Annotated in this window: 10 protein-coding genes; 2 read left to right on the top strand and 8 right to left on the bottom strand. The window is 48.2% G+C overall.

Features of this window, described 5'->3' with window-relative positions; translation table 11 throughout:
- Positions 1-114 precede the first annotated feature (114 nt).
- Positions 115-2,088: a S9 family peptidase gene (locus tag G8759_RS13380; protein WP_167208728.1), complete on the top strand. Its 1,974-nt coding sequence runs from the start codon at positions 115-117 to the stop codon at positions 2,086-2,088.
- A 62-nt stretch (positions 2,089-2,150) separates the two neighbouring features.
- Here the strand turns inward: G8759_RS13380 and G8759_RS13375 are convergent, their stop codons facing one another.
- The gene (locus G8759_RS13375; RefSeq protein WP_167208726.1) at positions 2,151-2,993 is read right to left on the bottom strand and encodes a CvfB family protein; all 843 of its coding nucleotides are present in this window, start codon (positions 2,991-2,993) and stop codon (positions 2,151-2,153) included.
- Between the two features lie 271 nt (positions 2,994-3,264).
- Here G8759_RS13375 and G8759_RS13370 point away from each other — a divergent pair, with 271 nt between their 5' ends.
- Positions 3,265-3,882, top strand: a complete 618-nt coding sequence (locus tag G8759_RS13370) for a 3'-5' exonuclease (RefSeq protein WP_167208724.1) — start codon at positions 3,265-3,267, stop codon at positions 3,880-3,882.
- Here G8759_RS13370 and G8759_RS13365 read toward each other — a convergent pair.
- From G8759_RS13365 to corA, 7 genes are all read right to left on the bottom strand, one after another.
- The gene (locus G8759_RS13365; RefSeq protein WP_167208722.1) at positions 3,848-6,643 is read right to left on the bottom strand and encodes a CHAT domain-containing protein; all 2,796 of its coding nucleotides are present in this window, start codon (positions 6,641-6,643) and stop codon (positions 3,848-3,850) included. The two genes, G8759_RS13370 and G8759_RS13365, sit on opposite strands and share 35 nt — an antisense overlap.
- An 86-nt stretch (positions 6,644-6,729) precedes the next feature.
- Positions 6,730-8,517, bottom strand: coding sequence for a S8 family serine peptidase (locus G8759_RS13360; RefSeq protein WP_167208720.1), 1,788 nt, complete (start codon positions 8,515-8,517; stop codon positions 6,730-6,732).
- A 21-nt stretch (positions 8,518-8,538) separates the two neighbouring features.
- Entirely contained in the window at positions 8,539-9,282 is a 744-nt protein-coding gene (locus G8759_RS13355; protein ID WP_167208717.1) for a tetratricopeptide repeat protein, read from the bottom strand.
- Positions 9,279-9,869, bottom strand: coding sequence for an RNA polymerase sigma factor (locus G8759_RS13350; RefSeq protein WP_167208715.1), 591 nt, complete (start codon positions 9,867-9,869; stop codon positions 9,279-9,281). The genes G8759_RS13355 and G8759_RS13350 overlap by 4 nt, the downstream gene beginning before the upstream one ends.
- Positions 9,870-10,029: 160 nt before the next feature.
- A complete protein-coding gene (locus G8759_RS13345) occupies positions 10,030-10,608 on the bottom strand; it encodes a pseudouridine synthase (RefSeq protein ID WP_167208713.1) in 579 nt (192 codons plus the stop codon).
- Between the two features lie 31 nt (positions 10,609-10,639).
- Positions 10,640-13,123 carry a bifunctional UDP-N-acetylmuramoyl-tripeptide:D-alanyl-D-alanine ligase/alanine racemase gene (locus G8759_RS13340; RefSeq protein ID WP_167208711.1) on the bottom strand — a complete coding sequence of 828 codons (2,484 nt, stop codon included), beginning with the start codon at positions 13,121-13,123 and terminating at the stop codon, positions 10,640-10,642.
- A 97-nt stretch (positions 13,124-13,220) separates the two neighbouring features.
- Complete coding sequence (gene corA, locus G8759_RS13335) at positions 13,221-14,303, bottom strand: magnesium/cobalt transporter CorA (RefSeq protein WP_167208709.1); 1,083 nt, start codon at positions 14,301-14,303, stop codon at positions 13,221-13,223.
- Positions 14,304-14,361: the final 58 nt, after the last annotated feature.

Here is a 14,361-nt window from a genome sequence, read left to right as displayed (position 1 = left end):
GGTGGCACGGCTCCAGGCAAAAGTCCTGTATCTATTCCCCTGAAAAAAGAAGCTGGCAGTTCTGCCCAAATGGCTTTATATTAGAGAGTTTCTTTCAACCATTCACTTCTCACAATGAAATTAGTGTACTTTCTTCAGGTGCTGGCCTTTCTGGTTAACCTCGATTTTGTATGGGCTCAGGCACCAAGCATTACGCAGTCCATCGACATGAAAAGCGTATCGAACCCACAGCTGTCGCCCGATGGCAAATGGGTCGCTTACACGCTTACAAAAACCAATTGGGACGATAATACCTACGATACTGACATCTGGCTCGCCAGTACGATTACGCCCGAACGGTTTCAACTCACCAATTCCAAAAAATCGAATAGTAGTCCGGCCTGGTCGCCGGATGGAAAATGGCTGGCTTTTCTGTCAACGCGCGACGATAAATCGCAGCTGTACCTGATAAGCCCAACCGGTGGAGAAGCACGACCATTGACCAAATTCGAGACGGGTGTGACGGCTTTTAAATGGTCGCCTACCGGAAAGCAGCTTATCTTTTCGGCTACTGTGCCCGATGGCAAACTCGATAAGGAGCGTAAAGAAAAGTACAGCGATTATGAGGTTGTCCGTGATGATTACAAGATGGTTCATCTCTATCTGCTCGACAGTCTCGCTAATGAAAAGCCCGCGAAGCCTAAAGCGCTGACCAAAGGAGAAGGGTTCTCGGTAGGCAGTTTTGTCGTTTCACCCGATGGCCAGAAAATTGCGTTCGACGCGTCGAAAAACCCCGACCTGATCAATAGCCATACGTCGGATTTATACGTACTGACTCTCGGCGACACCGTAACCCGTAAAATCGTATCGCTTAAAGGTCCCGATCAAAACCCGGTCTGGTCGCCCGATGGGCAGCAGATTGCCTTCACAACGGCGAATGAAAATGAATTTTATTTTTATACCAACCGTCTGATTGCCACTGTCCCGGTGTCCGGAGGTACACCTAAAATGCTGACGAATACTTTCGACGAAAACGCGAATCTTCTGGAATGGACAGCCGATGGTATTTTGTTCAGCGGTTATCAGAAAACGGCAGCACACCTCTTTCGGCTTGACCCCGCCACGCTAAAAACCGAATGTCTGACGAAACCAGATAACCTGATTGCAACCCAATTCACGTTCAGCAAAGATGGTCGACAAATGGCCTTTGTGGGAGCGATGCCGAACCAATATGCCGAAATCCAAACGTCGGGTGTGCGCGAGTTTGTGTCAAAAACGCTCACCGACATGAGTGCCCAGTTAAAGCCTTTTAAGACGGCTACGCGTGAGGTTGTCAGTTGGAAATCGGTCGATGGTAACGTGATCGAAGGCATTTTGATTAAGCCCGCCAATTTCGATCCAGCGCGTAAATACCCGCTTCTGGTCGTTATTCACGGGGGTCCAACGGGTATCGATCTTCCATCGGTTGCCGCCGACCGATACTACCCGGTTGAGCAATTTATAAACAAGGGGGCACTGGTGTTGCGGCCCAACTACCGGGGGTCGGCAGGTTACGGAAGCAAATTCCGCTCATTGAATGTCAAAAATCTGGGTCTGGGCGATTACGACGATGTAATTTCAGGTGTCGATTATCTGATCGGAAAAGGAATGGTCGACAAAGACAAAGTTGGTGCAATGGGCTGGAGCCAGGGAGGATACATATCCGCGTTTATCACGACCTACAGCGATCGGTTCAAGGCAACGTCGGTTGGGGCGGGTATTTCGAACTGGGCAACTTATTATCAGAACACCGATATTACGCCTTTTACGAGGCAATACCTGCAGGGTACGCCCTGGGACAATGCCGACATTTACCAGAAAACGTCGCCGATCAGCTACATCAATCGGGCTAAAACACCGACGCTTATTCAGCATGGCGAATTAGACAAACGCGTACCGATCGCCAATGCATACGAGCTACGGCTGGCTCTGGAAGACAAGGGTGTGCCGGTCAGAATGGTCGTCTACAAGGGCTTTGGTCATGGCATTACGAAGCCTAAACCGATGCGGCAGGTCATGGAAGAGAACTACCGGTGGTTTAGCAAGTACATCTGGGGAGAAAGCCTATAGATATTCGCACTAGCGTATAAATTATATGGGGTGTCAGCTACCTGAAAACTGACACCCCATTTTTATACCAACAAAATACCATCGGTCTGAATCACGATTTTTCGTTCTTTGTAGAGCACGCCAATGGCTTTTTTAAAGGTCTTCTTGCTCATTTCCAACGCCTGATGTATGGCCTGTGGATCGCTATGATCGTTTAAAGGCAGAAAACCCTTATTGGCCTTCAGTTCGTCCAGAATACGCTGGGCATTGGGTTCTATGTTCTGAAAGCCCTCCTGCTGCAAACTAACATCAACCAGCTTATCATCGCGAATATGCTTAATAAAGCCAGGCATCCGATCGCCGGTTTGTATGGGCCGAAAGATTCCGCTATGGTAGAGTAAACCCTGATAGCGGTCGTTGATTATAACGTTATAACCGAGATCCGTTCGTTCGTAAGCCAGCAGATCGACCTCATCGCCTTTGCACAGATCTGACACATCCTCGTCCAGAAACCGGCTCACTTTGCTGGAAGCGACCAGTCGACCGGTATCTTCATCGAGGTACATGTACACCACATACCACTGCCCTGCTACCATCGGATGGCTTTGTTCCCGATAAGGAACGAGCAGATCTTTCTCCAGACCCCAATTCAAAAACGCACCCACATTCGTAACGGATACTACGGGTAAGGGCGCGAATTCGTCGCGCATGATGTGCGGGGTCAATGTAGTCGCAATGGGCCGATCTTCGGAATCGGTATAGATAAATACCTCGATTTCGTCGCCAACCGCCAGCGATGTCGGTACGTATTTATTGGGCAGCAATACATCATCCTGCGGGTTTTCAGAGCCTGGTTCACCCAGGAAAAACCCAACACTGGTTTCGCGCAGGGCGGTAAGCGTATTCATGCGACCGATGTCAATCATAACTTCAGTTTACTGGTATCGTCGGGGCAAAAGTAGCGATAAATCATGGTGCTTTGGCGGATCAATTTTATAGACTTGTTACCAGATTTCGACCAAATCACCCTAACCAGGCAAACAATAGCAAGAATGAACTGTTCGTTATACTTACGGATATTGCACTTCCCAAACGAGCCAAAACGGGTATTTCCTGAAAAACTGGCTTATAATTTTCCACTCTATTTTTCAAAAATAAATCCGTTAACTTTTCGGCGAAATCGTTAACGAATTACGTATGCCTTTTTTAGTACTTGACCTCGAAATGACCGGTCCAGAGCCGGATTACAATGAAATTATTCAGATTGGTGCCGTCCTTTTCGATGACAATTGGGTCGAAAAGGGTCAGTATCTTACCAATGTGTATCCTGAAAATAAAGACGCCTTTTCATCATCTTCTGAAAAGATCCATAATCTGTCATTGGCCGATCTGGAAGACGCGCCGATGATCTATGATGTTTTGCCCGAACTGGAAGAGTGGATTTGTCAGCAGTTGGGCATTCGCGTCCCCAAGGGTCAATTAGACCGGACGCCCTTTCTTCGCGACGTGATTATCTGCGGCCAGAGCGTTATCAATGACATCAATTTTCTGAAGGAAGCCTATCGTTACGAGAAGCTTAAATGGCCGTATTCGCGGGTCTTGCTGGATCTGCATACGCTGGCCTATTTCACCTTCCGAATCCTGAAAGCGAACGGACGCAAAGTGCCGGACCGGCTTAGTTTGACGGCCATTGCCAATTACTTTGGCTTCTCTCGCGAAGATGGCTTTCATAATGCACTGGAAGACTCAGTGCTCACTGCCAGGTGTATGAAGGAAGTGTTTAAGCTGAGCGAGGGAATGAAACTAACGGCCTGACCTGGCGTTTTCGCCAGAACCACCAGGCTGCAAACCCACCCAGTAAAACTAATAATCCGCCCGCAATCCATAACCAGTAATTCGTTCGCGACAACGGTTCTGTATCGCCGATAACGATCAGGCCAGCCCAATAATTAGGCAACTGATTAACACCTTCTGCATTGGTAAGCCATTCCTGTTTGGCTCGTTGAAGCGCAATATCCTTTGACAAGCCCTCATCCAGGTATTTATAAAAGAGACTGGTCAGTTGATAGGTAGCCTCGTTTTGAACGCTCCACAGTGTCGTTAACACGCTTGGTACACCCAGTGCCGAAAAACCCCGTGCCAGACTGAACACGCCTTCGCCCTGCTGATTAGCCCCAATGCCGGTTTTACAAGCTGCCAGCACCACTAGCTGCGCATTGGGCAGGGCTCCATCGCCAAGTTCGGAGAGCCGTAGCGTAGAGTCGGCAAAATAGAGCATCGGCTCCTGACTGCTACTATCAGCTGCAGCATGGGTAAAGAGAAGCACGACAGGATAGGCCGAGACTTGCCGCTGGAATGCTGCTCGTGTAGCTGCTTTGTGGGTTAGTAACATGGGCGAATCGAATCGGCTGGCGATAGCACTCAGGGCGATATCAGATCCTGACAGCATGACCTGACTCAATCGGGGGGCAAAATCGACCGGCGCAACCCCCAGAAAGCCAGCCTTCTGGAAGCTCGGTGCTGTTTTTTGCATAATGCCGTTTTTGAGCAGTAAACTGGCCGAATACGCATAACTGAATGCGTATTCATTGACAGCATAATCGGGGCGGTCAGTTGATCGGCTCAAAGCATCGAATGGAATAAAAAAACCATCCGGCGAAACGATTACCCGCCCTTTAGGTAGCTTCAAGGGAGCCAATAACTGTCGGTACAGGCTATTGCCCAGTGTCAGAAACCGGCTGACATTGGCCTGTTTGTTCATAGCTTCGGAGCTATTCAGTAGTGGGGCAAACTGGCTAAGTGTCTGGTTATAGATTCCGGCAGATTGCTGCTTAAACATAACCGAATCGCCGGTTACACCCATGACGTAAAGTGCACTATCGCCCACAAAATACGTAACAAGCGAACCCGACTGTTTTTTGAGGTAACGCTGCAGTTCAGCGAGAGCTGACGTTGTGTTGTCGTATTTATAACGGAAGTAAGCCGGATTCGTCGCTTCCAGTTGTTTCAGAAACGCTTCTAAGCTATCTTGTTTAACCAGGAGAGCGTCGCGAACAGATGCATAGCTGGCACTATCGGGCGATAATCCGGCAAGTTTATTCTGCTGCTCCCCAACAGTCTGCCTTAACCGTTGTTCATCATCTGCCTGTTGCTTAGAGAGTTGCTGTTGTGCGCCGAGTTCATTCAGTTTGTCGGCTAGCATCACGGCCCGGCTTTTCTCTAAAAAGCGAAATGCCTGCTCAGTATCGCCCAGTAAATAGCATGTTTCGATCGCTCGCTGGTAGATCCCTCGCGTTTTCTGCCGCCAGTAGAGTTTTGACTGCTGACCAGTCTGCTCCCAGCGCATGAAGTCGATAATCTGGTCGGCAACATTGTAGGTATCGAGTGCGAATTGAAGCCGTTGGCGGTTATTATCTGTAGCTTTGGCGAAATCGAGCCAGGTATCCGCTTTGTCCTGAATGATCGTTAGCAGATATTGTTTACGGGCCGCCCGCCGAATAATTTCCAGAGAAGGCGACTTCTCGATTCGCGAATCGGTAAACCCAATTGGCATCGTTCGAAGACCAGTTTGGTAATAACGTAAAGCAGGTATAAACTGCTTCTGTTTCCAATACACGGCCCCAAGGTTATCTAACGACTGCGCTTTGTTGTACGGACTGGTATTGTGGTCAATGCTATATCTAAAATAGGGCGCAGCCTGCTCATACTTCTGCTGTTTGTAATAATGCATTCCCAATGTCACGGCATAATTGGGCGCATAGGGGTCCTTACTATCCCGCGACACCTCAAAAGCCCGGCGTTCGTATTGCAATGCCTCGGCAATTTGCCCCTGCCCTTCGGCAATGCTGCCAAGCAATCGATACCCGGTAGCAACAGCAGCCTGAAGTGACTTATCATTCTGAACCAGATTAATTGATAGTTCAGCCGCTTTACGGGCGGCTACATAATTGGCTAATCGAGTCAGCGCTTTTGCTTTCTCCTGTACTAATTTTGCCAATAGTAGCTTATCGTGTGTCCTCTGAGCGACAATTTCGGCCCGTTCAGCCGTACTTACTGCCTGTTGATAGTCACCGGCCGCATTATAGCCAAAGGCTAAATATAAATACGCATTCCCAACCCATTTGGCAGCTGTTGGTACTTTACTACCCTCTCGGACAGATTGATTCAGCGCTTCCTGAGCTTCTTTAGGCTTCCCCTGAAAGCTTAATATCAATCCTAATCGATAAAGCCCTTTTGCCAATTGATCAGCCGACATGACCGACTGATGGCTTTTGCATAACTGAATGGCCTTTTCGGTATTCTGAATGGCGGTAGCCAATTCATTCTGGTTAAACTGCGCCAGGCCCAATTCTAACAAACCGTTTACATAGGTCGAATCAACAGGATAGCCACAGTGCTCCCACTGTTCTTTCCATTTCTGGAAGGAACTAACCTGCCCGGCCAAATCAGTTTGCGCTGAAATAGTCTGGATTGACTGATAAAATTGGTTTTTCGATGGACATTGTCCGTAAACCGTGTTTGTCAGGCTAATACATAACCCAACACTGACTAGTACGTATAGTCTGAAACAGCTCATAGAACGGTAGTAGCTTACCTATTCCATAAAGTTGAGCATATCTGGTCAATATAAGTAAGAAAACGAATCTTTTATGCTTAACGGAGTTAAGGAAGGAGATAGCGTCCATCATTAACGCCCTCGCTCTTAAGCATTGTATCACGGCTCGTAAGTGCTGCAATCAGTTGCGCCCTGGTAGAGGCCGAATGAGTACGGAGTTCCTCGGCCACTGCAGCCGATACATAGCCACAGGCAAATGAGCTACCATTGAGCAGTCCGCCACCCAATACGGGACTCTTGAAATACCCTTGCACATCGCCAACAACTCCTATATTAACAAAAGTAGTCGAGAAATTTTCAACAGCGATCAGGCCCTCAAAACGAAACCGAATGGCTGGATCATCGATTCCAAACTGTTTCAGGATAGTCCGCCGTTGCCGCTCTTCGTTCAATCCCTGTTCAAGTGGATCATTCGAAGTAGGTGCTTTTGTCCGACTTCCCACAGTCTGGGTCCGATACGTTCGGGCGGCTGTTGTAACTGTAATCACATTGGGGCAAACGGTACTGTAGCAGGCCGGATATAAGGGTACATTATTTAAATTGGGATCGATCGATTGCCCAATGTTACCAGCAGCCGCCACCAGAAACACATCAGCACTCATCAGTTGCTGGACCTTTTGCAATAACAGGGGCTCATCTCTACCCGTAATCCAGCTTGCATTCACCACTCGAATGTTATCGGCTTGTTGCCGATGCAGGATATAGTTAAACGCATTCAGCATATCAAACAGTGTACCGAACCCCTGATTATCAAATGCTTTTACGGGCAAAATACGAACCTCAGCTTTTTGCTGAATAATGGCTGCAATCGATGTACCATGTCGCCCATCCAGCAGTTTACCCGTATTATCCAGAATACGATGATCATCGAACGGGCTGTTACAAATATCTTTTGTCTGGCATGGCAATCCAGCACTAATTTGGTTTGCCGTTGCCTGTAGCAGAAAATCCGATTGTTTATATCGGCAAACCGCGCAATAACCGATATGATTACCAGGCAGGTTGCGGCAGGTCGAGTCCGGTTCTTCCTGAAACGCCACAACAAAATGCCGTGGTTCGCCAGTTTTTGCGTCCCGGTAATAATAGGGTCCATCCAGAGGTTCGACTCCTCCTTTATTTCTAAAATTAAATTTCAACCCTGTATCTAAGACGGCTACAGTTGGCCCGGTATAATCATTAGCCCATCGGCGGTAGTGGTCAATATCTTCAGGAGTCAAGGTCTTGTAATCCGACTCGCCTAGTACCGTGTTTACAGTAGATGCACAGGCATGGGGAGGTACAGGCGGATCTAGTGTATCATCGGGGCTGATAATAAATGAATTATCGCTCTGTGAGTTGGCATCGACAATAATTCTTCCTCTATCATTGAAGAAGCGAAGCTCCGGCGAAATACTCCCATTGACGAAGCCAGTATTTTCTTCCCATTCAAGCAATACGGTATGGATATTCTCCCCTTTGACCAAAGCAGGACAGTCACTAACTGTGTACCGAATCGTTAATGGTTTTGAACTGATTTCTCTTCCTCGTTTACGAACGACCTGCTCAACAGCTAATTTTTCTGATCTGAATTCCTTTAACTGAGCATCAGTCAACAAAACAATTTTCTGATTTTTTACGGCCAGATACCTGACTTTCCGATCCTTAGCGTCTCGTAACTGAACAACGACTGACTTATCTAAATTTTGTAATCGGCTGTATGTTCGTCGATTCCGTAGTTCTGGCTTTATGATCAGGCCAGGCCGTTTACCAGAAACTGGCTCGACAACTACCTGAGCTTTTCCTAATTCAGGAATGGTGATTGTAAATCGGCGGGGTTTAGGGAGATCATAACTCATAGGAGGTGTGTATAATTTAGATTAAAGATTCTCAATCAACTTCTCAGCCTCGCCTTTGCCTTCCAAGTTCTTCTTAATGACTTCCTCAAGCAATTTTTTGGCCCTGCTTTTATCCATCGGTTGTCCGCGCTTGAGCAATGTCAGACTTTCGTAGAATAAACCGGGGTTTGCAAAGAGATCGGTGCGTTCGCTCAGGCGGTGAAACTGGTCGATGGCTTGGTCGTAATTCCCTTGCCGAAGGGCAACAATACCGGCATATTTTAGAGCGGTATCCGTATCAGGATGGCGTGTCAGCACGTCCTGAAAAACTGTAGCTGCCTCGGCCAATTGTCCTCTATTGAATCGATCAATGCCGATTTTCATGCTATCCGTACTGCCATCCATTGTGGTTGGCAGCTGCATAAAGTGGGTTGAAACGTAGCTATCGACCTGTTGGCTGGCAATAAGCGTCGAATCCATTGAAGGCCAGAAAAAATACCAGCCTAAACTTAGTACCAATACAATGCTAGCGGCAGCGGCTACATAGGTTATCCAATTGCTCATCGACCGCTGACCTATACGGGGTTGCTGACGACGTAATTCATCGAATTCGGCAAGACGCTGCTCTCGGGCCTGTACCTTTGCAGCTTGCTTCGACAGGACATAAAAGGCCAAAGCATCGGCCACAGCCGGGTCTGTTTTTAGAGCCGATTCAAACTGCGATCGCTCGTCGGCAGGCAGCTGGCCCGTTAAATAATTTTCAATTGTTTCCAGATCAGTGTTCATAAAATGTCGCGAAAACGTTCACGGAGTTTTTCCAGGCAACGCAATCGGCTGGTTTTGGCCACCGCGGCCGAATTATAGCCAAGTGTCTGCGCAATTTCATCGTCAGAATATCCTTCCCCCCACGACAGAATCATGGCACGGCACTTATCGCCCAACGCCTGCAAGTGTCGATGAAGACGCTCTACATCACTCTGAGCAATAAGATTCTGTACCGCAGACCGGGCCGCGTCGGGCAGTTGGAGCAGCGAGTCATCGAGCGAAAGCGCATCGTGGACGCTACTTCGATTAGTCGTCTTTTTTCGAATTGCGTCAACACATTTGTTCGTAAATATTTGATATAGATACGTTGCTAACTCCGAACGACCCTCAAAACGACCACTGGCAACGTTTTCGATTACAGTCAGTATGGCATCGGAATAGGCGCTGGCACACTCATCTTCACTTAACCGGTGCTTTCGGGTAGCATCAGCAATACGGTAAGCATATTTTTCATACAACTTGTTTTCATAGAGCCGACGTTGCGTTCCACCTGCCTGGATACCGGCCATGATTTCAGCATCAGAAAGTTGTCGGGGAAAAAGCGGCATAGCATGGGAGATAGAACCTGATGTAAGGTACTAAAAATTGGTAAGTAGGGAATTGGGTAATGAGGTAATTACTATCCAGTTACCCCTATTTACCAATATTAATGCCCTTTAATTACCGCTTTGCCAATTCGTTAAACAGTTGTGGGTTGCCTGTCTTCATTTATAAATGCAGTCCGCGCAGAACCTCAGAGCGACTCAGTTCCTTAACCTGACCGGGCATCATGCCGTCGGCCGTCAGATCGACGATAGCCCAGCGCACAAGCCGAAGCGTTGGAAAACCCACAGCAGCTGTCATTCGGCGTACCTGCCGGTTCTTACCCTCGTGAAGTGCTATCGAAAGCCAGGAAGTTGGAATAGTAGCCCGGTAGCGAATGGGCGGTGTTCGTTCGGGCAGATTAGGTTCAGCCAGTGACCGGGCCTCGGCAGGGAGCGTCTGATACGGTTTACCATCGACTGAAATGGTAATCCCTTCCGACAACTGACGACTGGCTTCATTGGTCAGCACACCCTCAACCTGTACATAATAGGTTCGGTTATGGCGGAATTTCGGGTTCAGTAATCGGTGGTTGAGTTGTTTGTCGCTTGTCAGTAACAGCAATCCCTCGCTATCGGCATCGAGTCTTCCCACCGGATAAACATCTTTTGGAAAATCGTAGTCCAGATCAGCCAGCGTGGGTTTACCCCCTTCCTGGCTAAACTGGGAAAGCATCAGGTAGGGTTTATAGATGAGAAAGTACATAGCTAGTCAATAGGGCGACGGGCCCGTAAGGTCAGTTTCCTTCCTTGAAAAATACCCGTTTCACGCGTTCGCTCACGCCCGTAAGAATTTCGTAAGGAATTGTTCCCATCTGCTGGGCTAGTTCAGTGATCCGGATTTCGTTTCCGAAGATGATCACATCATCGCCTTCAGCGGCTGATGCTTTCGTCACATCGATCATGGTCATGTCCATACAGATGCTACCAACCGTTGGACAGCGGGTTCCGTTGACCCACACATGCCCGACCCCATTACCAAGTCGGCGATCGTACCCGTCGGCATACCCGATAGCGAGGGTAGCAATCCGGGCATCGTGATCCAATACACCTCGGCGACTATATCCAACTGACTCACCCGCCGGTACTGTTTTGATCTGACTGATAACCGTGTGCAACGTACCAACTGGCCGAACGGCATCTTTTTCGATCTGGCTTGACTCGACGCCATACAACCCAATGCCCAACCGAACCATATCGAGTCGGTATTCAGAGAATCGCACAATGCCCGCCGAATTCAGAAGATGACGCATTGGTCGATACCCCAGTCCGGCTTCAAGTTCGGCTGTGGCCCGCAAAAATGTTTCGTATTGGTGCTGCGAAAACGAGTTGAACTGCGCTTCATCGGCCCCAACCAGATGGCTAAACACGGTCGCTATCTGCAAATGGGGATAGTTTTTCAGATAGTCGACAACGATTGGTATTTCGCTTTCCAAAAAACCCAGCCGGTGCATACCCGTGTCGATTTTAAGGTGAAAAAGACTGGGTGCAGAGACAGGAGTCTCCGGCTGTGCGCTCCGTGTGACAAAATCGGCCCACTCCCGAAGCATCCGAATACTATAAATCTCCGGCTCCAGGTTATATTCGAGCAGTGTGGTGAAGGTTTCGGGAGCAGGATTCATGACCATAATCGGTAATTCGATTCCATTCTGGCGAAGCGACACGCCTTCATCGGCATAGGCTACCGCCAGGTAATCGACCCGGTGAAACTGCAACAGTTGAGCTACTTCGGCACTGCCACTGCCATAAGCAAATGCCTTCACCATCACCATGATTTTCGTATCGGACCCAACCTTTTCCCGGTAGTAGTTCAGATTATGCGTCAACGCATCGAGGTTGATTTCGAGCAGCGTTCCGTGCACTTTGCGTTGCAGTCGGTTTACAATCCGCTCAAAAGAGAAAGGCCGGGCACCTTTTACCAGAATATCGCTATCCCGTAAGTTATTGACCGGAAATGTCGTCAGGAATTGATCAGTTGTGTCGAAGAAAACACTGTTATCAGCAAAAAAACGACGATTTCGGCTAACTACCGGACCAATTCCGATAAATTGATCGACGCTGTTAGCTCCGATCAAACTGGCAACCTGTTCGTAGAGATCATCTTCCTGTTGACCCGACTGAAGCACATCAGACAGAATTACGGCCCGGTGCTTGCGGGTACTTTGCTGATGGAGAAAGCTGAGCGCGAGTTGCAGACCAGCTACATCGTTGTTATACGAATCGTCGATCAGCACGCAGTTATTAATCCCCTCTTTCAGTTCCAGCCGCATCGAAACGGGCCGTAGCCGATTTAATCGACTTTGCAACGAATCAGCATCCAAAACCCGCAACGTCAGCATGGTCACGATGCAGTGGATCAAATCTTCGACTGAGGCCGGATCAGTAAAAGGCAGTTTCAAGGTAAAGTTGCCTGATGGACCACTGATTGAAAGCTGATCCTGCTGCAAAGTGGCTTGGTAAACAGCACTTTTACCCGTCAATGACCAGGTAATGAACCGCATATGGGCATTAACCGCCTTAAGAAGCATGTTAACCTCTTCATCGATCTGGGTATAATCAGCGCAATAGACCAGCGTACCGGAATGAATGAAAAGTCGAAGTTTCTCGGCAATTTTCTGCTTATGCGTTCGAAATCCTTCGTCATGAGCAGTGCCAATATTGGTAAAAATGCCGATCGTAGGTCGTATGATTGCTTCCAGTGCCTGCATCTCGTGCGATTTCGAGATACCGGCCTCAAAGATTCCCAGCGTATGGCTTTCGTTCAGCTGATGAACCGATAACGGAACGCCTAATTGTGAGTTATAACTTTTAGGGCTTTTGGCAACCACAAAGTCGTCGGCCAGTAACTGCGCCAGCCACTCTTTTACAATCGTTTTTCCATTGCTGCCCGTAATCCCGATAATTGGAATGCGAAATTGCCGCCGATGTTCCGATGCCAGCATCTGCAACATTTGTAGGCTGCTATCGGTCTCAATAAACTGAGCATCAGGATACGCCATGAATTCGACCCGTCGATCGGGTGTCAGAGCCGCTCGTTCGACAACAAAATGCCTGCTTCCTTTCTGATACAATTCACCAATGAAGTCGTGTGCATCGTGGTGTTCACCCTGAATGGCAAAAAAAACGGTATTACCCAACTGAGCCGCAGAAGCCTGTTCGCCAACCTGCCGGGAATCGGTAATCCACTGAAGATTATCTAATTGAAGTTCCTGAGTTGTCATAAATCCTCCCTGTAGACCTTAGCCGTTCCACAAGTGAACAGCCATGAATTAGCGAATAGCCAATGTCTATAGTTGAATGGTTAATTAAATTCGGCCGTTACATCCAGCCACGTCGCCTGAAATAAATTACTTCGGCTATAGCTAAAGCTCCCATACTAAAAAGAACCCAAAAGTAGCCGGTTTTGGTGCGAAGTTCGGGCATATTCTCGAAGTTCATGCCATAAATTCCGGCAATGAATGTGAGGGGAATAAAAATGGCCGACACGATTGTCAGCGTTTTCATGACTGAGTTCATTCGGTTGCTGACAATGGAATAATATACATCCATGAGCCCCGAAATAAGCTCGCGATAGGAATCGAGGGATTCGACAATCTGGTTGACATGGTCGGCCAGATCGCGCAAGTAAGGCAGCGTACTATGCTGAATCAGAGGTGATTCTTCGCGCAGCAGTACACCGATCATATCGCGAAGTGGGTAAACCGTCCGGCGAATAAAGGTTAGCTCGCGTTTCAGGGTATACAGCACTGCCAGTGTCTGCTGATTGGCACGTTCCTTCACAATTTCCTCCTCCAGTTCATCCATTTTTTCGCCAATTCGTTCCGTGATCAGTAAGTAATGGTCTACGATCACATCCATCAGCGCATAGAGCAAATAATCGGCACCGTTGCGCCGGGTCTTCCCCGACGAAGCCTTAATGCGGTCGATCACCGGCTCAAAAACGTCGTTTGTTCGTTCTTCCTGAAACGAAATCAGGTAGTTTTTGCCCAGTATAAGGCTTATGTGCTCAACATCGATCTCCTGCCGCTGGCGGCTGTGATGCAGCATCTTAAGCGTTACGTACACCACCGTATCGTCATAGAGGTCAATTTTTGGTTTCTGCTCGGTGTTCATTACATCCTCGAGCAGTAAGGGGTGCAGATGATAGGACTGGCCAATAGTAGAAACGACCTTCTGCTCGTGAATACCATCGACGTTGAGCCAGTTGACGTAGGGTGATTGAGGATCGGGTAATCGGCATTCGCTTAGTTTTTTGCCATCATTCAGGTGATATTCGGTTGCATTATATTCGATCCGTTTGATTTTGGTTGCGTGTTCGATTTCTGCACCTACATAGGTGAGCGTACCGGGAGAAGTGCCAAGTGTTTTCTCGGCCGAGCGATAGCGTCGGTGTCTCGACATAGATGATCGGTTGAACCTGGTTTATAATGTACGGATAAGATCCACGCAAGCCACCGTT

The sequence above is a fragment of the Spirosoma aureum genome (assembly GCF_011604685.1).
Lineage (GTDB): Bacteria > Bacteroidota > Bacteroidia > Cytophagales > Spirosomataceae > Spirosoma > Spirosoma aureum.
Note: the sequence above shows the minus strand (reverse complement) of the source record. Positions and strands in the feature narration are given on the sequence as shown.